Annotated in this window: 19 protein-coding genes; 6 read left to right on the top strand and 13 right to left on the bottom strand. The window is 42.6% G+C overall.

What is annotated here, in order from left to right; all coding sequences use genetic code 11:
* Positions 1-9 precede the first annotated feature (9 nt).
* From CHJ_RS12940 to CHJ_RS12880, 13 genes are all read right to left on the bottom strand, one after another.
* Positions 10-600: a DUF3261 domain-containing protein gene (locus CHJ_RS12940; RefSeq protein ID WP_317918121.1), complete on the bottom strand. Its 591-nt coding sequence runs from the start codon at positions 598-600 to the stop codon at positions 10-12.
* Between the two features lie 133 nt (positions 601-733).
* A complete protein-coding gene (locus CHJ_RS12935) occupies positions 734-3,070 on the bottom strand; it encodes an MMPL family transporter (protein WP_317917869.1) in 2,337 nt (778 codons plus the stop codon).
* Positions 3,042-3,653: an outer membrane lipoprotein carrier protein LolA gene (locus CHJ_RS12930; protein WP_317917868.1), complete on the bottom strand. Its 612-nt coding sequence runs from the start codon at positions 3,651-3,653 to the stop codon at positions 3,042-3,044. The genes CHJ_RS12935 and CHJ_RS12930 overlap by 29 nt, the downstream gene beginning before the upstream one ends.
* The gene (locus CHJ_RS12925; protein ID WP_317917867.1) at positions 3,653-4,099 is read right to left on the bottom strand and encodes an acyl-CoA thioesterase; all 447 of its coding nucleotides are present in this window, start codon (positions 4,097-4,099) and stop codon (positions 3,653-3,655) included. The genes CHJ_RS12930 and CHJ_RS12925 overlap by 1 nt, the downstream gene beginning before the upstream one ends.
* A 23-nt stretch (positions 4,100-4,122) precedes the next feature.
* A complete protein-coding gene (hutH, locus tag CHJ_RS12920; RefSeq protein WP_171754793.1) occupies positions 4,123-5,664 on the bottom strand; it encodes a histidine ammonia-lyase in 1,542 nt (513 codons plus the stop codon).
* Entirely contained in the window at positions 5,657-7,375 is a 1,719-nt protein-coding gene (locus CHJ_RS12915) for a glycosyltransferase family 2 protein (protein WP_317917866.1), read from the bottom strand. Before CHJ_RS12915 ends, hutH begins: the two co-directional genes overlap by 8 nt.
* Entirely contained in the window at positions 7,368-7,739 is a 372-nt protein-coding gene (locus tag CHJ_RS12910; protein ID WP_317917865.1) for a 3-hydroxyacyl-ACP dehydratase, read from the bottom strand. Before CHJ_RS12910 ends, CHJ_RS12915 begins: the two co-directional genes overlap by 8 nt.
* Positions 7,740-7,741: 2 nt before the next feature.
* A complete protein-coding gene (locus tag CHJ_RS12905) occupies positions 7,742-9,127 on the bottom strand; it encodes an AMP-binding protein (protein WP_317917864.1) in 1,386 nt (461 codons plus the stop codon).
* Between the two features lie 90 nt (positions 9,128-9,217).
* Positions 9,218-9,778 carry a septation protein IspZ gene (locus CHJ_RS12900; protein ID WP_171754789.1) on the bottom strand — a complete coding sequence of 187 codons (561 nt, stop codon included), beginning with the start codon at positions 9,776-9,778 and terminating at the stop codon, positions 9,218-9,220.
* A complete protein-coding gene (locus tag CHJ_RS12895) occupies positions 9,778-10,035 on the bottom strand; it encodes an acyl carrier protein (RefSeq protein ID WP_171754788.1) in 258 nt (85 codons plus the stop codon). The genes CHJ_RS12900 and CHJ_RS12895 overlap by 1 nt, the downstream gene beginning before the upstream one ends.
* A 15-nt stretch (positions 10,036-10,050) precedes the next feature.
* The gene (locus tag CHJ_RS12890; protein WP_171754787.1) at positions 10,051-10,311 is read right to left on the bottom strand and encodes a phosphopantetheine-binding protein; all 261 of its coding nucleotides are present in this window, start codon (positions 10,309-10,311) and stop codon (positions 10,051-10,053) included.
* A 6-nt stretch (positions 10,312-10,317) separates the two neighbouring features.
* On the bottom strand, positions 10,318-11,091 hold the full coding sequence (locus CHJ_RS12885) for a lysophospholipid acyltransferase family protein (protein ID WP_317918120.1): 774 nt from the start codon (positions 11,089-11,091) through the stop codon (positions 10,318-10,320).
* A complete protein-coding gene (locus CHJ_RS12880) occupies positions 11,085-11,822 on the bottom strand; it encodes a beta-ketoacyl synthase chain length factor (protein ID WP_171754786.1) in 738 nt (245 codons plus the stop codon). Before CHJ_RS12880 ends, CHJ_RS12885 begins: the two co-directional genes overlap by 7 nt.
* Before the next feature lie 69 nt (positions 11,823-11,891).
* Here CHJ_RS12880 and CHJ_RS12875 point away from each other — a divergent pair, with 69 nt between their 5' ends.
* The 6 genes from CHJ_RS12875 to hutU all read left to right on the top strand — a co-directional run bounded on the left by CHJ_RS12875 (position 11,892) and on the right by hutU (position 18,547).
* Positions 11,892-12,284 (top strand): hypothetical protein, encoded by a 393-nt coding sequence (locus CHJ_RS12875; protein ID WP_317917863.1) that lies wholly within the window; start codon positions 11,892-11,894, stop codon positions 12,282-12,284.
* Between the two features lie 44 nt (positions 12,285-12,328).
* Positions 12,329-13,393 carry a class I SAM-dependent methyltransferase gene (locus CHJ_RS12870; protein ID WP_317917862.1) on the top strand — a complete coding sequence of 355 codons (1,065 nt, stop codon included), beginning with the start codon at positions 12,329-12,331 and terminating at the stop codon, positions 13,391-13,393.
* A gap of 178 nt (positions 13,394-13,571) precedes the next feature.
* Positions 13,572-14,285, top strand: coding sequence for a histidine utilization repressor (gene hutC / locus CHJ_RS12865; protein WP_171754783.1), 714 nt, complete (start codon positions 13,572-13,574; stop codon positions 14,283-14,285).
* Between the two features lie 229 nt (positions 14,286-14,514).
* Positions 14,515-15,750 (top strand): imidazolonepropionase, encoded by a 1,236-nt coding sequence (gene hutI / locus CHJ_RS12860; RefSeq protein WP_171754782.1) that lies wholly within the window; start codon positions 14,515-14,517, stop codon positions 15,748-15,750.
* The gene (gene hutG / locus CHJ_RS12855) at positions 15,743-16,798 is read left to right on the top strand and encodes a formimidoylglutamase (RefSeq protein WP_317917861.1); all 1,056 of its coding nucleotides are present in this window, start codon (positions 15,743-15,745) and stop codon (positions 16,796-16,798) included. Before hutI ends, hutG begins: the two co-directional genes overlap by 8 nt.
* Before the next feature lie 78 nt (positions 16,799-16,876).
* Positions 16,877-18,547, top strand: a complete 1,671-nt coding sequence (gene hutU / locus CHJ_RS12850; RefSeq protein WP_317917860.1) for a urocanate hydratase — start codon at positions 16,877-16,879, stop codon at positions 18,545-18,547.
* Positions 18,548-18,554: the final 7 nt, after the last annotated feature.

The raw sequence follows: 18,554 nt of genomic DNA, 5'->3' as shown, positions 1-18,554 counted from the left end.
ATTAATGCTCTACTGCTGTTTCTGTTGAATCTGGTAATTGAGGGTTTGAATTTCAATCAAATAGTCTAATGATTTATGAGTAAATCGGATAGTACCTTTCAGCGGCTGTTTATGTTGATAGTTTATCTCTATGATCGTTTTGCCGGTTTCATCCGTAATAATGCGTTGATTATCGGATTCTATAATACTCCAACCTAAATCATCTAATGGAGCATGCCATGCGCTTTTAGGCCATAGGGTGATCATTAAATTGAACAGTATCTGTTCAGGATCTGGCAATACACCGTTTAGCCCATTCATTACTTTGGTTTTAATCTGACTATCTTGATAGCTGAGAGATAAAAGTCGAGTTCCCCAAGATGAAAATCCTGCTAACACTATTTTACTATTGGAGACTTCAAGTTGTACTGGTAACTGTTGTGTTTGGGCACCTTGCGCTGTTGTCCATTGAGCCGAAATAAGTTGGCTGGCGGTAACCTGATAACCCAATTGGCTAGGTTGTGGCAGTTGCACAAATCGATCTTTTGTAATCTCAACCTTGGCTGAAGAAGGCTTTGTAGTAAGGCTGCATGAGGAGATAAATGCGACTATAAACAGCATAACTACAAGGTTAATAATCGATTTTGCTCTGTATCTATATCTAATCATTGAGGGGAGATATCCTACATTTTGCCTTATCATTAAACTCGGGTTGTTTCTCGTTCTGGCTAGTGGAGATGTTAAGCATAAAAAGCTAATGTTCACGGGACCGAATAGCCATGGGTGATAATAACCAAGCAACAAAAATACCACTTAAAACAGTGATGCCAAAGCTGTGTATTGCATGAGTTTGACTTAACGCCAGTAAACCAAATGATAACAGAGTCGTAGTGGCAGATAATGTAATGGCAAGTAACGTGCTCTTATTGCGACTGTTTTCCGCAAAAAATAGCGTGTAATCAATACCTATACCGATCACTAATATCAGTGCCAGTAAATTAAATAAGTTTAGCGCTGAGCCTGTGAGCGTTGTGATGGCTAAGCCAGCCACGCATGCGATAACCGATGGCAATATGATTTTAATCGCCTGTATCATGTTATAGCGGACGCTGAGCACCAGTGTGATGGCGACAATAGCAGCAGCCAATAACTGCATCACTTTTATTCGGTAATCTCCAAACAGTGAGGAGAGTTGTTCCGCTTTATCCAAATAGAGCAGATCAGACTGTTGTTGAAGATAGCTGTGGATAGTGTCTAAATTACTCGGCTGTTTTAACAAGATGACAGTAGCAACACTATCGCCAACCTGACCTAAGTAAAGAAAACGTACCGGCTCGGAACTGGCTTGGCTTAAATAATCATCCAATGATACTGGGGAGAACTGAGCCGTAAAATTAGGAACGTCGGTTAGTTTTAACTGGCTAGCTAATAGGGGGCCATACTGTTGGTAATAGTTTGAGATTACCTCAAAATCTTGCTGCTGCAGTTGTGTAGAGGCAAGATATTGATTGAGTGCTTGATACCCCTTAATTACGCCATCATGGATCCATTGTTGAAGCTGAGGTTGAAGTTGTTCTAGAGACTGCATCAGTGCTTCATTGTTGCTGGCGGTTAGCAGCAACATTTTTTGCGAGGAGTGTATGCCGCTTAACTGAGATATTGTCTCTTCTTGCTGCTTAAGACTGGCTGGCATAGCTTGCAACTGTTTAATATCATCATTGTAATCGACGCCTGTTAACGCCAACAAACTGATCATTAAAATTGCTACCGGTAAGCCTAATTTAAACATAGGCTTCTGCCATGTTAGCAGTAGAGAAGACCAAATAGCGCCCCAAGGAAGAGGCCTAGTTGGACTTGGTTTAGCGGCTAAGATGGGGTAGCAAACGACTACAGTTATATACGCTGAGATAAGACCAACAGCTGAAAATAGCGCTAGCTGTTGTAATCCGGGAAATGGTGCAACCAATAAGCCTAGATAACCGATTAAACTGGTGATCAGCCCTAAGGTGATTGCCGCCAAAATATGCTTCAGTCCTTGGATACTTTGCCATTTATCTCCAGAGGCTAAGCGGTCAGTAAGGTAGTGAAAAGCATAGTCTATAGAGACCCCTATTAAACTTGCACCAAATACCAAGCTAAACAGATGAACCTTGCCAAAAATCATACTAGTGACACTCAGAGCGACGATCAGACCGACAGAGATTGAGAGTAAAGAGAGCAGCAGCGGAGTGACACTCCGAAACACGGTAGCGATTAAAACAACAATACCCAGTAACGAGAATAGCCCAATAGTGCTGATCTCTGATTTAGCGCTTTGGGTGCCAAAGTCAGCATAAAACAGAACCCCTGTATGGAGTATCTCTACGTTATATTGTTGAGCTAGGGTATTTTGTAGTTGGTTAATTATAGGGACTGCTTGCTGGGCAGATAAGCTGTATGGCGACTCTTTTAGCTCGGCACTAATGAGAAGATATTTCTTTCCTTGATAGTGAGTAGCAAGAAAACGCTTGTCTAAAGTAAAGGTGGATGATTGTTGACTTATCTCTGCTAAGTAATCTCGAAAAAGTAGAAAAGGGTCCGCTTCTAACTCTTGTGCGGTGACTCCGGAAAATGGATTGTAAAGTGATTGAATGACTTGCTGAATTCGATCATCAGGGGAAGTGGTTAACTGTATTCGCTGTGCTTCGGTGAGTTGCTGAAACCTATTCTGAAAATAGTACTTGCTCCACTCTTGCTGTTGAGATGAGTGGATCTCTCCGATTACCTTACTGAAGTACGGGGTTGCTGCTAGCCCTTCCTCTAATGCCTTTGCCGCACTATATATCGAACTCTCTTCTTTTCCTGTGACAACAAAGATAACCTTGTTGCTCATGTTACTGGTGACTTTTTCAAATGCCTGTTCAGCCAGTGGGTTTTGCTGATCCACAGGTAGCAGTTTTATTATATTGGTCTCGATAGGAGAGCCAGCAGAGAAGAACCACAGTTTGGCTAGATAAACAGAGCAAACAAGGATAAAACCAAGCCAGATGATGGCGAGATGTTTTCCTCGTGAAAACAGTAGATTAGAAAGCAAACTGTTGTTGCTCTTCATTCGTTAATGTCTCAGGCTGATGACGTTGGTTACTAAAGATAATCTCCGTTTTATCACCTCGAAGTTCTTCTAAAACTAAGCGGTTAATATCTTGCTGCCCCGACAACATGATCTGCTTAAATACTGAGTTTAAAGGTGCAGACAAAGGCACCAGTGTCAATTGCCACTGCTCACCTTGCAAAGAAAAATCCAGTTCAAATTGCTGTTTTAGCTGCTCTGTATCACCATGAAAAACCGAAAGGAAAATGTGGCTAAAATAAAATGCCATCGGGTTCTGTTGCTTGGTCACGATTTGCGCCGGTTGGTTAGCAAACGTTTGACGTAATTTATCTTCAGTTAAAACCAAGCTAACCGGAAACGGTGAAGTTTGATGCCATAACAGCCCATGCTCTTTTGCCAGTAGAAATTGGCCTGAAGAAGCTAATGGCTGCTCAAACATAGCAATATGGCGCTGCTGCGAAAAGTCACCTCTAACTAAACTTTGTGATGCTAATTGTTGTTGCAAAGAGGCGAGGTCGGTCACTTTAGCTAAGGCCAAAGGTGACAAAATAAACAAGACAATAAACAGCCATATGCGATGCATTACAAACACTCTCCATGTTTATGCCAATGAGTTATTTTATCAATAAATAGCTTGGGTGAGGCAAAGCACATCTCTTGGTTATCCATTTCAACGGCAACTTGAGTGGTATGGGCTTTACACATACGTTGACCACTTTGACCGTCATAGATAACGTAATCTATTCGTAGGCGATTTTCCCACTCGGTTAATGTTGCGGTGACGGTAATTTGATGATTAAAAGGAAGCGCTTTTACATACTTAACTCGAGTATCGATAATTGGCCACATGTAACCAGAGTCATTCATAGCAATGTAACCGTAATCTATTTTATCCAACAGTACTCGGCGAGCTTCTTCAAAGTAACGAAAATAGTTACCATGATAGATAACGCCCATTGGATCAGCATCTTGAAACGAAGTAATAATGCTGACTTCTGATGTTAATGGGAACAATACTGCTTCACTCATATTGGCTTACTCATTTAAACGAATTATAGGGCGTCGGAATAAAGGGACCAATGGCGCTGTTGAATGCGTTGAACAAAGTGACGCAAGTCGCCTTCCAATGGACGGTCTTCTACCAATAAAGAGAATTCAGACAACACTTGCTCACGAATCGCTTTGATATTGTCACTTAGATGAGCGTCATCGAGCTGTTGCTGAGCTTTTCTAATCTCTAGCGCTTGAGTTGCGGCAAGCAACGATGCAGCGGTGACCTGCTCTGTCAGTTCCAATACTCGTAGACAATCTCGCGCCGCGATAGTGCCCATACTGACTTTGTCTTGATTGTGACATTCGGTAGAGCGAGAAAATACGCTAGCAGGCATGGTCTGTTTTAATGCCTCAGCTGTCCACGCTGAAATACCAATTTGAACCGCTTTAAAACCATGATTAATGGGTTTTCTTTCCCCAGTTGCCCCAGTCAAATTAAAAGGAAGGCCATTATTAAACTTGTAGTCCATTAATTGGGCCATTTGACGGTCAAGTAAGTCGGCAAGGTTCGCGACACCGGTTTTAAGGGTATCCATCGCCATTGCGATATGTCCACCATAGAAGTGACCACCATGTAAAACTCGTTCATTATCGCCATCAATAATAGGATTATCATTGGCGCTATTTAGTTCATTTTCTATTAGCTGACGTAACCAAGGCAGTGAGTCTTGCACCACACCAATCACATGAGGAGCACAGCGAAGAGAGTAACGATCTTGTAATCTGTCGCTGTTACTTGGTGGGCGTTCTGAGCGAAGATCTTCTCGTAACCATTGTGCAATCTTCTGTTGCCCTGGATGAGGTTTCACAGCAAAAAGGCCTTGGTCGAAATGGAAGTCGTTGCCTTGAATGCCTAAAGAGACCATCGCGGTGATTTTTGTACATAACTGACAAAGGTATTCTGCACGTTTATAAGCAAGACAAGCTAAAGCCGTCATTACTGATGTGCCATTCATCAAGGCTAAACCTTCTTTAGGCTTGAGTTTGATCGGGGCAATATCAAGTTGCTTAAACACCTCTTCTGTTGAGCAAATGGTGTCGTTATAGATAACGTCACGCTCTCCAATAAGTACTGCGGCAAGGTAAGATAATGGCGTCAGATCACCACTGGCGCCGACGGAACCTTCTTGTGGAATGCGTGGGGCAATGTCTCTGTTTATAAGAGTAACAATCTGTTCTAACAGCTCATGAGAAACACCAGAAACCCCTTGAGAGAGTGAGCACAAACGCGTCGCCAGTACGGCGCGAGATTGCTCTTTGGTTAGTATCTCTCCCAAACCACAGCCATGAAAGCGGGTTAAATGCAGTGGTAATTCGTCGACAAGTTCAGGAGGAATCGCAACAGTACAGGAGTCGCCATATCCTGTAGTAACACCATAAATAACGCCATCTTCTTTTAATAAACGTTCAAGAAAAGCCACGCCACGATCAATTTTCTGTCGATACTCTACGGTATCGTTTAAGCTTGCCGTTGCTCCTTGTGAGATAGCTACGACGTTTTCAATGGTTAAGCGCTCTGCGCCAAAAGTTATATTAGTCATCTTTATTATCTTGTTGCGTTTGGCTTAACGTCCAAAAGTTGAAAAAATTGTACCACTGTAGTGGTGCTTTTAATGTGTAGTGTTCAAGTCTTGTTGCGTATTTTTGTACTGTCTGTGTTAATGCTTCTTGGCGCTCGTGTCGCGGAAACTCCAATCTATCGGAAAAGTGCTCAAAGTAAACCTCAAAATGGTCCGATTTACTCTGCTCATCACGCAATCCAAACAGAAGATACACCGGGGCTTTTAATACTGAAGCCAGCATAAAAGGCCCTTGGGGGAATGGTGCCGGTTTGCTAAGAAACTCTGCCCAGATAGAACGGCTCTCTTTGCTGGTGGAGGTTCTGTCGCCAACAATGACGATCCACTCTCCCTGTTCCAACTTCTGCTGCAACAATATCGCGGTGTCTGGGCCGATAGAACTTACTTGGATAAGGTTTAAGTTCGAGTCCGGATTGATGGCGTTGAGTACAGAGTTGAACTGCTGCGCATGCTCGGTAAACACCAAAGCATTAATTTTTAAATCCGTGTAGTGACGGCTTAATGCTCGACATAGCTCAATATTGCCTAAATGAGAGCCAATTAATAGCGCCCCTTGCTTGTTGTCTATTAATGATTGAGCATCATCTTGTCCGTAAATGGATAAGTTATCGAAAGAGTAATCACCTTTCCAAGCGGCCAGTTTATCCAGCATGGTTTGACCAAAAGAGAATAGGTGCTGAAAACGGGTGAGTTTATTGGGCAATTGGATGTTGTTTTGACTTGCGTGCTGCGCAAGTTGCTGCAAATAGTGATTCGAGGCTTGTTTCGCTTGGCGGCCAACTAAAAAGTAGTAACCAATTACAGGGTAAAGAAAAAGATTAAATACTCGCCTACCTAGCAGGCTATAAACCGCAAGCAAGGTTTTAATGCCCAACACCGTTCCCTGCTCTTTGCGTTTAGACCAATGAGCACTATCGGACGAAGAGTTTTTATTGCTCCGAATGGTGCGCATTAATAATTTTGGGCTTCGGAGTAGCATGCCAAAAAACAGCTTCGTATGCATTTTACTGATATAAATATTGTCCCACAGGGCATCAAAATGGGAGATGCCTCCTTCAGGATAGACGACTTGAGTATCAACAAATTCAATCTCACAGCCCTCCCAGTACATGCGAACCATTATTTCAGTGTCAAAATCCATGCGTAGACCAATACGGTATTGATCTAATACTTTTACGGTTTGAGAAACAGGGTAAGCCCTAAAGCCGCACATGGTATCTTTAATTGAGAAAGATAAAGTCTCGACCCAAACCCAAAAATGAGTAATGTAGCGCCCGTAAAGGCGGGACTTAGGAATGCTCTCATCATATATAGGCTGGCCGGAAACAAGAGAATCAGGTGATGACTTTGCAGCGGAAATCAGTTCAGGCAAGGCATTGACATCGTGTTGGCCGTCAGCATCTATCTGAATAGCGTGGGTAAAATTAAGGGAATTTGCATGGTGAATACCCGCGATAACGGCACCACCTTTTCCTTGGTTTTTTCTTAGGGTAACCAGATGAATGTCATCTTGCTTTGCCAGTTCATTTAATGCCGATGAGGTGTACTGATCGCTGCCATCATTAACTAAAATTATTGGATAAGAAAACGCTTTTAATGACTGAGTAACCTTGGCAACGGTATCACCATGGTTATAACAGGGGATCAAAAAACAGGGGCTAAAGTCACTCATCACTCTCACCTAACTTGATCTTTCCTGAAGAGTGAATGGTCACGACTTCATCCTGTTCAGAGTAATATTGAAAAGAGAGTTTATGTTTATCACTATGCCATGTAAGTTGTAATGTCACTTTGCCATCAGGAAGGATTGGCTCTTTAAACTTAAGTACCTCCAACCCTTTAAAGCTAGTTGGCGTTTGTAAGTACTTACTTGCGTAATAAATAGCCCAATCTATTTGGCTGACTCCGGGTAAAAGAGGGAAATGACTAAAGTGCCCAGTAAAGTCTAAAATGTCGGCATCTGCTTTGAGCTCTAATAAGGCCTGCGATGCTGAAATCTGTTTCGCTAAAATTGTCGGTTTTCTTTTTACCATCATTACTAACTACACTTATCTTTAAATAGGGCTTCTATTTGTGAAAACTGTTTTTTCCCTTGGCTGTTAACAGGGATATCATTCAACACCCGATATTTTCTCGGTATCGCGATAGGCTCTAACCAGGCACGAAGTTCATTTCTAAGCTGTATCCAAAACTTACCTTTACCAAGTTGCTGGAGTTTATCTGTACCTTCTTCGGTTAACACGATTGCGGCTACCAATATGAGTCGGCCATTTTCCTCAAGAGGAATAACGGTACTTTCATTGACCCAGCTAGTGTGATCCAATCGATTTTCTACTTCAACAAGTGATACGCGTTTTTCTTCTACTTTGATTATTCGATCTGCTCTGCCAAGTAACCGGAAGTGTACGGCATCATGAAAATAGCATCGATCAGATGTTTGATACCAATCTGTACCGTTGATATGAGGGGAACAGAGTTGCAGGCACTGGTGATCATCTAACTGTGCTTTGACGGACGGGAAAAGTTGCCACAGCTGTTCTGATGTATGCTGTTGTCGAAAGGCAATTCCTCCTGTTTCCGTGCTACCAAACACCTCAATAGGAGATTGTGAATAGAGCTGTAGCGCATGTTGTGCTGCTGAAAATGATAGAGGTCCACCGGAAGAAAAAATAGCGGTAAGTGTCGACGGTGTATCTTCTAAAGATAAACGTTTTAGTAGCGCTGGACTGCTAATTAGTGTGGTATTTGAGCTGGCATGAGAGGCGATCTGCTCTGGGTACTCTAGGTTACGACAGGCAAACGCTCTACCCGCACATAAAGGCCAGAGAACTCGAAACAGCAAACCATATATGTGCTGGTGAGAGACAGTACTCTCAATGCGACTGTGTTGCAGTTGCTCTCCCCACAGCTGCTCCAAAATGGCTATTTCGGTATCCAGTTGGTGCAATGTTTTATTAATGGCTTTAGGTTTTCCGCTGGAGCCTGATGTGAAAAGAATCAGCGAAATCTCATCCAGCGCTAGCGGTGAATAACTGAACATTGAATTGGACGGAGTTGCAATGTCAATATTCATCGACCTTACATGCTCGCTAACGTCTGACTCTCCATCGCAGAATAAAAGATCAAACTGTTGTGATAATTCTATTAAGGCTTCAGGCTGATGGTTACCCGGCAGAACAATGCTCTTTCTTGCACAGGCGATGGCAAAAAATCCCACCGCGAATTGATAGCTATTGCTACAGCAAAGGGCCACTTTTTTCGCTTGGCTTTGCTGTAATTTTTTACTGTTGTAATCAATATCACTTAATAGGGACTGCCAGCACCAAGAGTGTGATGCATCAAATGCAACTAAATAGGAGAGCGGTTTAGGTGAACAGAGCAGTGTACTGAGTGAGTGAAATGCCACTTGCTGATTACTTGTCATCAATAGAGCCTATTTGTTATCTGTTCTTATTTTTCGATTGTGTTCTTAACGTAAATAGCGAGCGTATCTGAAAACACCGTTTTTGCTAGGCTAAAACTGTTTTCGAACCTTTTGCCTAACCAACCACTCAATAGCAAACAGTGACCCTGCAAATAAGTAGCTGACTAAACCGTTATATAGCGTCCAGATCTCCATCGATTGAAAGCAGGTATAGAGCGCTATTGAGCCATTAATAACAAAAAATAGACACCAAACGATGGTGACTTTTCTTGTGTAATCAATGCCACTTTGAGGTAGGTCTGGTTCTTGTAGCCTTGCCAAACGTTCAATGATTGTTTTTGGCTGATTTAAGCTGTAGGCAAAAACACAAAGCATGCAGAGGTTAACGGCAACAGGATAAAAGGTTAACCAGCTGTTTTGTTTAAACCAAGCGCCAAGTAACGCCAACATGATGCCAACGCTACCACTTACCCATGCTAGCTGTTTTAATTCTTTAAGTTGTGCTTTGCTGCCGGTGATAATTCTAATAACAAATGCTGCAATTAAAAATCCACCGACAATTTCTAGGCCAAACTTATCGATCCCAAAGTAGATAGCAAATGGGTAACCGATAAGAACAATTGCAGACAGTAGTGTCAGCAATTGTCGCATTAATTATCCTTGAGAAGAGCGTCTACAGATTCGACAATATCACTCACTGTACGCACTGCTTTAAACTCTTCAGGTTTGATCTTTTTGCCAGTCACTTTTTGCAGATGAACCACAAGGTCAACCGCATCAATACTGTCTAAATCTAAATCTTGATATAGGTGGGCATCAAGGGTGATATCCGCTTCATCGATCTCAAATAGCTCGACCAAAGCATCTTTGATTTGGTTAAAAATTTGTTCTTTATTTACGTCTGTCATAATGAGGTCTGGCTGTTATTGGCTGGTTTGTGATGAAATATAGCTGGCTAAGTTGGCCACTGATGCAAAATGTTGTCGAGTATTAGAGTCGTCAGCATCAATAACAATGTTAAACTTTTTCTTTATAGCAAGACCAAGTTCTAACGCGTCAATTGAATCTAACCCCAAACCATCACCAAAAAGAGGTGCGTCAGTGTCAATATCTTGAATGGTAATATCTTCAAGATTTAAGGCATCAATAATTAACTGCTTTATATCGTTGTGTAGTAATTCCACTGCTTGTCACTCTTTGTTTTTATTGTCTGGAAAAATAGCTTTCGCTAAATATTTATTAAGCTTTCTTGCGGCTAAAGTTGGATTATTAGTTTGCTCAATAAATGATTGAATATCGATTTTACCCTTTATTTGAATATGGAAAAAGGGCTTTGTCTTCGGAACTTGATACCACTTTTTTTCTTTTGTAAGAAAACTTGGCGAAACCGAAATATGTATAACTCGTAGATCCGTCTCAGTACGAACCGCAATTTGAGCCGCTCCTCGTTGCAAAGTGGACTCTACACCGGGAGTGGTCCGGGTGCCTTCGGGGAATATTAGCAGCACATTGCCATTATCGAATCGCTGCTGACAACTGTGCAATAGATCATCTGAAGCTTGATTCGGTATATAACCTGCAGCCTTAACAATATGTTTCAAAAAAGGGTTAGACCAGATAGCGCTTTTTACTAAGCAATCACACTGTTTTAGTTGTGAGGCGATAATCACATAGTCAATAAAGCTAGGGTGATTTGCCACAATAATGCAGTTTCTATCTTGTGCAAGTTGCTCGGCACCTTCAATTTTGTAGTCTATTGCACCCGACAATTTCATTAGACGGCAGAACGTATTGAAGGTTAGTTGAATGATATGCTGTACCCGATATTGTCGACTATCAGGCTGTGAAATGAATAGAAACAGCAATGGAATAATGACAAAGCTAAGGACTAAGCTACCAATACCAAATATGACGAAACAAAAACCGGTAGCAAAAACACGCCAATATTGATTAATGGTTAACAACGCTTCCATCTCCAATACTGACGATCCGCGTTGATTGACCACTCTTTTTTCTCTGACAGAAAATGGCTAAGAAAAGCTAAGCCTTGTGGTAACTGGCTAGTGTTGGTTAGATCTGTTTCTCTGTTTTCTAATGCAGTTAGGGAGAAATCATCGCCCTTAGACAATACCAATCCTAACGAAAAACCTTGAAAGTTATCGGTCTCGTACTGTTGATACACAGCAGGTAAAGGCTCATCAAAGTCCACCAATAGCACTTTATGACTGGGGTGTTGTTCAAGGTAACTCCAGGCTTCCAATATTGCGCTCTGAAAAGTATTTTCTGCGGCTGAAATAGAGGTTAGGGGAATCGGCTTTTTGGTTATTATGGTGGAAAGTCCTGCTGCGGTATTGTGTACCGACTGAGAAAAAGCCATGGGTGACGCTTCTTCACCTTGTACAATATCTTGGATCAATTGTGCGCTTCGGTGCAGCTCACCATGTCGGCTAGAAAAAACCAGATAATCAATATTATTCTGGTTAAGTAGCGGTATTGCGGTTTGCACAGCAAGCTTACTTAACGCACTCATTCTTCTTCTCGTCATGGCAGGAATAGCGTCTACTGCAATAGTCCCTTCATCAGGCCACTGATTATTTATCGCCCATTGTTGCCATTTTTCAGGCTGATCGAGTCCTTTCGAGTTCGCTGACCAGTGGTCTATATTTAGTGATATTACTTGAGAATAAATTGACATAACATATTGATTTTAATTTGTAGTAACGAAATACTAGCAAGCTTCTTAACATATATTTAGGGAAATACTATGAAATTCTTTAAGCTAGCCGCCGCGCTATTTTTGACTCTAATCGTTGTTGGTTGTAATCGTGTGCAACCAATAATGAATTTCGAGGATACTCCAGTTGCTTATGAACTTCAAAGTCAAGATGTTAAAGCGGCCATTATCAAAGCTGCCTCTGCTCGTGACTGGTTGGTAAAAGAAGTGAAAGAGGGTGAACTTGACGCAAAACTGTATGTGCGTAGTCACTTTGCGGAAGTGAGCATCACTTACAGCAATAAATTTTACTCTATCAATTATGTTCGTTCAGAAAACCTGAAAGAGAGAGATGGAAATATTCATCGTAATTACAATCGTTGGGTAAACAATTTGAATGTTGATATTCAAAAACAATTATCCATAATGGCAGCTTCAAAGTAGACCTTTGAGTTCCTATTCAACATTTGTTTAAGTTAGGTTTTTCAGTGATAAATCAAAATATTGATCCATTTAATGCTCTAGAAGCAAAAACAGAAGCACAAAAGCTCTCTTTTGCGCCTATTGCTTTTCATACTGCCCGCACATTAAGAGATCTTGGTATTTTAACCGCGCTCGATAAAGCGGGTACGGAAGGACTAAGTGTAGAGCAGATCTCGCAATCCACTGACGTTTCAGAGTATGGCGTTAAGGTGTTGCTAGATATGGCCATTAGCGCAAATATTGTGTTGTGGGAAAAACCTAACTACTCCCTTGCTAACCTTGGCTTTTTCTTACTGCATGACGGTATGACTAAGGCGAACATGGATTTTACTGCGGACGTTTGTTATGCCGCTATGATGCATTTGACGGAGTCTATTCAGCAAGGAAAACCGGCAGGGCTAAAAGAACTGGGAGATTGGGAAACGATCTACCAAGGTTTGTCTCGACTTCCAGAGCAAGCAAAACAGAGCTGGTTTGCTTTTGACCATTTCTATTCAGACCGATCATTTCCGGTATTGCTAGAGAAAGTGTTTCAGTCTAACCCTAAACATATCGTGGATATAGGTGGTAACACCGGTAAATGGGCAATGCAGTGTTGTAATTACAATAGTGATGTGAACGTGACTATTGTCGATCTACCGCAACAGCTTGAAATGGCAATGGCGAACGCTAAAGAGAATGGCTTTGCTGACCGAATCCAAGGGTACCCTGCCAATATGCTGGATAAGGCTCAAACCTTACCTGAGCATGCGGATATCTGGTGGATGAGCCAGTTCCTGGATTGTTTTTCACCGATGGAAATTCTTAACATCTTAAAACGAGTGAAACAGCAGTTAGCACCGGGCTCGGTGGTTTATGTTTTAGAACTGTTTTGGGATGCACAGAAGTATGAAGCCGCTTCTTACAGTTTAAACGCTACTTCACTCTATTTTACCTGCTTAGCAAATGGCAATAGCCGTTTTTATCGCAGCGATGACTTTTTAGAGATAGTCGCTGAGTCAGGGCTAAAGATGGTAGAAAGAACGGATAATATCGGTTTAGGCCATACCTTGTTAAAACTTACCGCTTAGTTATGCCATAACGTTACTCGACAAATGTCCGTTATTTTAAATCGCCCATAGTATACAAATACTTTGGGCTTTTTTAATGACTCACTTTCACGAATTAATAATAAATGGGTTATGGCTATTGAAATATTAGCCAAATAAATTAATCTATTTGTATATTCAATTAAATTGAGCCTAACTTATGTCAGACTCGCCTCTATACATTCAGATAAAACAGTATATATCGAAAAATATTGCTTCCGGTAAGTGGCCTGTCGGGCATCGTATCAATACGGAGTTGGAACTGACTAGTCAGTTTAATGTTAGTCGAATGACGGTGAACAAAGCCATTCGAGACTTAGTCTCTGAAGGAATGTTAGTAAGAAAACCGAGAGCAGGAACCTTTGTTTGTGCTAAGGAAGAGAAGGCTGAGTCACCATTATTGGATATTCGGAATATTGCCGAAGAGGTTGTTTCTCGCGGTAAGCATTACCACAACAAAGTGATCAAACAGCTAAAAGTGGTGGCTGACGAAGTGATAGCAACAAGGCTAGGAGTTATGGTGAATACCGAGGTTTTCTATAGTGAAATTATCCACTATTCTGATTCTCTGCCCGTTCAATTGGAGGTACGCTGGGTAAACCCAATCTATGCTCCAGACTATCTAGAACAAGACTTTTCCCACTCAACCCCAAACTCCTATCTATCAGAAAATTGTCCATTAAGTGCCATAGAACATACTGTCGAAGCAATAGTACCAGAGGTTATGGTTCGTGAAGCGTTAACCATGACTGACAGTGAGCCCTGTTTGCTGTTAAATCGTCGTACTTGGAGTGACGATAAACTGGTGAGTACTGCACTGCTTTATCATCCGGGCAGTAAATATCAACTCAGTTCTAAAATTATGCTTAAGTAACCCCTACTCAAGATAATAAAGTCAAAATAGCCCGTATTTTAGTACCGCTAGTTTGCCACTCTTCAGCTATTGAATGGGTTTTATAATCGCTAATCTTTCTCTATTTCTCAACTTTTGATCACATTTTCATAACATTACTATTGTCTCTGGGCTATACTTGATTTAATTGTATATACAATAAAGATTGAATTGATGAGTGACTTGTTGGTGTGAAAAGTAGGAGAGCATGATGAATCTAGTATTGGAAAATGCCCGTCTTGTTACGATGCAGTCGGGATCGCGAGGCTATGTGGTAACTGAGCCAATGCAACTGCTGATTTCTGAAGGGAAAATAGACTCTATTGATCGTCAGTCATCACAAGATAAACCTAGCCTTTACACTTTTTTTGCTGATGAGCCTTATGTTCACCTTGATTGCAGTGACACCCTTGTTACGCCTGGTTTAATTGATTGCCATACGCACCTTATCTACGCGGGTAATCGCTCTGGTGAGTTTGAGCAGAGACTGAATGGAAGCTCTTATGAGCAAATAGCCCAGCAAGGTGGCGGTATTCTATCTACGGTTAATGCCACTAGAGAGGCGACTATTGAACAGCTTGTAGACTTAGCTCAACCCCGCCTGGATGCGCTAATGGCTAGTGGCGTAACCAGTATTGAAATTAAATCTGGCTACGGCTTAACGGTGGTAGATGAACTTAAAATGCTTAGAGCGGCAAAACGGCTGCAACAGAATAACAATATAAAAATCTCGACTACTTTACTCGGTGCTCATGCTATTCCTCCTGAATATCAGGGTAGGGCAGATGACTATATCGATTATGTGTGCGAGAAGATGATCCCTTTGGCGGCAGGGGAAGGGTTAATTGACAGCGTTGATGTGTTTTGTGAAGGGATTGGTTTTAACCTTCAGCAAACAGAGCGTGTTTTTCAATGTGCCATCGAGCATGGCTTATCAATAAAAGGGCACACAGAGCAGTTGAGTCCTTTAGGTGGCAGTGCGTTAGCGGCTAAATATGGTGCGTTGTCCGTTGATCATGTTGAATACCTTACAGAGTCCGGAGTGAAAGCCATTGCGGAGTCAGAAACGGTCGCTACTTTGCTACCCGGTGCGTTCTATTTTTTAAGGGAACAACAAAAACCGCCTGTCGATCTACTTCGTCAATATAAAGTGCCGATGGCCATTGCCACGGATCATAACCCCGGAACATCGCCATTCTCTGATGTGACTTTAATGATGAATATGGCTTGTACACTGTTTGGCTTAACCCCAGAAGAGTCTCTTCGCGGAGTGACATGCCATGCTGCACAAGCTCTGGGTTTTTCACAGAGCCGAGGCCAGATTAAGACTGGTTTTGATGCAGACTTTGCTCTGTGGAATATCGAACATCCTGCCGACCTGAGTTACCAAGTTGGAATAGATAGATTAGTTTGCCGCGTGGTGAATGGGGAAGTTTGCTATGACTAACCATGATTGTTCTATTGGTAACGAAAAAAACAGTAGTGGCAAACCGTGTCGACATGGTTTCAATTGGACAGGAAGAGAGGATAAAGAGGATGGTGAGTTAGGCGAGCGAGTTCATCACGTTATCACCAACTGTGAAGTTGAGAATTTAGCCAATAACAACGCGGATGTTTGTCTACTCGGGTTTGAGTGTGATGCGGGTGTAAAGCGTAATAAAGGCCGAATTGGCGCAAAAAGTGCGCCAGATTCTATCCGTACGGCACTCGCGAGTATGGCGTGGCATCAAGATAGAACACTGGTTGATTTAGGTAATGTGCCGTGTCACAGAGATGAGTTGGAACAGAGTCAGTTTGAATGTGCAACTGTGATAGCGACAGCGCTGCATCACGCCCCAGTCATTACATTGGGGGGAGGACATGAAGTGGCTTGGGCGTCTTTTCAGGGATTAGCGCAACGGTTAAGTCAACAAGAACAGCCCCCTGTTATTGGCATCATTAACTTTGATGCTCATTTTGATTTAAGAGCGTTTTCCAGTGATGAACACGATACAGTCATGCCTAGCTCTGGAACGCCTTTTTATCAAATTGCCGACTACTGCCATAATAAGGGCTGGCCATTTCACTATGCTTGCCTAGGCGTTAGTCCTGCCAGCAACACGCGAGCACTATTTCAAAGGGCAGATGAGTTGAATGTGTGGTACATCGAAGATCATCAATTTCTCGCAGATAAAGCCGCCAAACAGCTACAGCAACTAAAGAAATTCATCACTCAGTGTGACTTTATCTATCTCACCATTGATCTGGATGTGTTCCCGGCGGGTACCGCACCGGGAGTAAGCGCACCGGCAGGGAGAGGAGTTAGCTATCACGCGATTGAGCCATTTATTCAGACCATTTTATTACAACAAGATAAGTTGATTTTGGCAGACATTGCTGAATACAACCCAAACTACGATCTAGATAATCAGACTGCAAGATTGGCCGCTCGACTATGTTGGGATATCGCCAACAGCCTATCGAACTCAGATGCAATTAAAAACATAGATCGTTAATCCAATAACAGAAGCTGCCTCAATCTCTGACAATTAGCTGAGAAAGGTTGCGCTCACAGATACAAAGGAATCTCTATTATGCCAACACAAGACCCTCGTCATGATACCTCTCGTACCATTCGTGCTCCAAGAGGCACCCAGTTGCGTGCGAAATCTTGGTTAACGGAAGCACCACTGCGTATGTTAATGAACAACTTAGATCCAGAAGTTGCGGAGCATCCTCATGCTTTGGTTGTGTATGGTGGTATTGGTCGCGCTGCTCGAGATTGGCACTGTTTCGATAAAATTGTTGAGGTGTTAGAAAGATTAGAAGACGATCAAACCCTATTGGTGCAATCTGGTAAACCGGTTGGTGTCTTCCCTACCCATAAAAATGCTCCAAGAGTTCTGATTGCTAACTCGAACTTGGTACCTCATTGGGCAAATTGGCAACACTTCAATGAGTTAGATAAACAGGGACTGATGATGTACGGTCAGATGACGGCGGGATCGTGGATCTATATTGGCTCGCAAGGGATAGTGCAGGGTACTTATGAAACCTTTGTCTCTATTGCCAAAAAACACTTCGATGGTATCAGTAAAGGTCGCTGGATCTTAACGGGTGGATTAGGTGGTATGGGAGGCGCTCAGCCTCTTGCTGGCACGATGGCCGGCTTTTCGATGTTGGCGGTCGAGTGTGATGAGTCTCGTATTGATTATCGCCTTCGTACTGGCTATGTAGACAAAAAAGCCACCTCTCTTGATGAAGCGCTGGATATGATCACTCAATCAGACACACCTGTGTCTGTCGGCTTGTTAGGGAACGCTGCCGATGTATTTGCAGAGTTAGTTGCACGAGGAATTACCCCAGATGTGGTGACAGATCAGACATCGGCACATGATCCACTAAACGGTTACCTACCTCAAGGCTGGACGATGGAGAAGGCTAAGCAAGAGCGCTTAGAGAATGAGTCAAAAGTCGTGAAAGCGGCGAAACAATCTATGGCGGTTCAGGTTCAAGCGATGTTAACGCTGCAAGAGCGAGGAGCGGCAACTTTAGACTATGGGAACAATATTCGACAGATGGCGTTGGAAGAGGGAGTTAAGAATGCCTTTGATTTCCCAGGGTTTGTTCCGGCTTACATCCGACCACTATTCTGTGAGGGAATTGGTCCTTTCCGTTGGGCTGCTCTGTCAGGCGATCCAGAAGATATTTATAAAACAGATGCAAAAGTAAAAGAGCTTATTCCGGACAACCCTCATCTGCATAACTGGTTGGATATGGCTCGTGAACGTATTCAGTTTCAAGGACTCCCTGCACGTATCTGTTGGGTAGGACTAAAAGATAGAGCTCGCCTTGGTTTGGCCTTCAATGAAATGGTCAAAAATGGTGAGTTAAAAGCACCAATAGTGATTGGTCGAGATCATCTTGATTCCGGTTCAGTTGCTAGCCCTAACAGGGAAACAGAAGGCATGATGGACGGTTCTGATGCTGTGTCTGATTGGCCTCTGTTAAATGCGATGCTGAATGTATCTGGTGGCGCAACATGGGTCTCCTTGCATCATGGTGGTGGTGTTGGTATGGGCTTCTCTCAACACTCTGGAATGGTGGTGTGTTGTGATGGTAGCGATGATGCCGCAGAACGAGTTGGACGAGTACTGCATAATGACCCTGCTACGGGAGTGATGCGCCATGCTGACGCAGGTTATGATATCGCCAAGCAGTGTGCTGCCGAGCAGCAGTTAGACCTTCCGATGATCAACAAGTAAAGACAGT

Source organism: Vibrio sp. MACH09 (genome assembly GCF_033238805.1).
Lineage (GTDB): Bacteria > Pseudomonadota > Gammaproteobacteria > Enterobacterales > Vibrionaceae > Vibrio.
The sequence above is the reverse complement of the archived record's forward strand: the minus strand, read 5'-3'. Positions and strand labels throughout refer to the sequence as shown.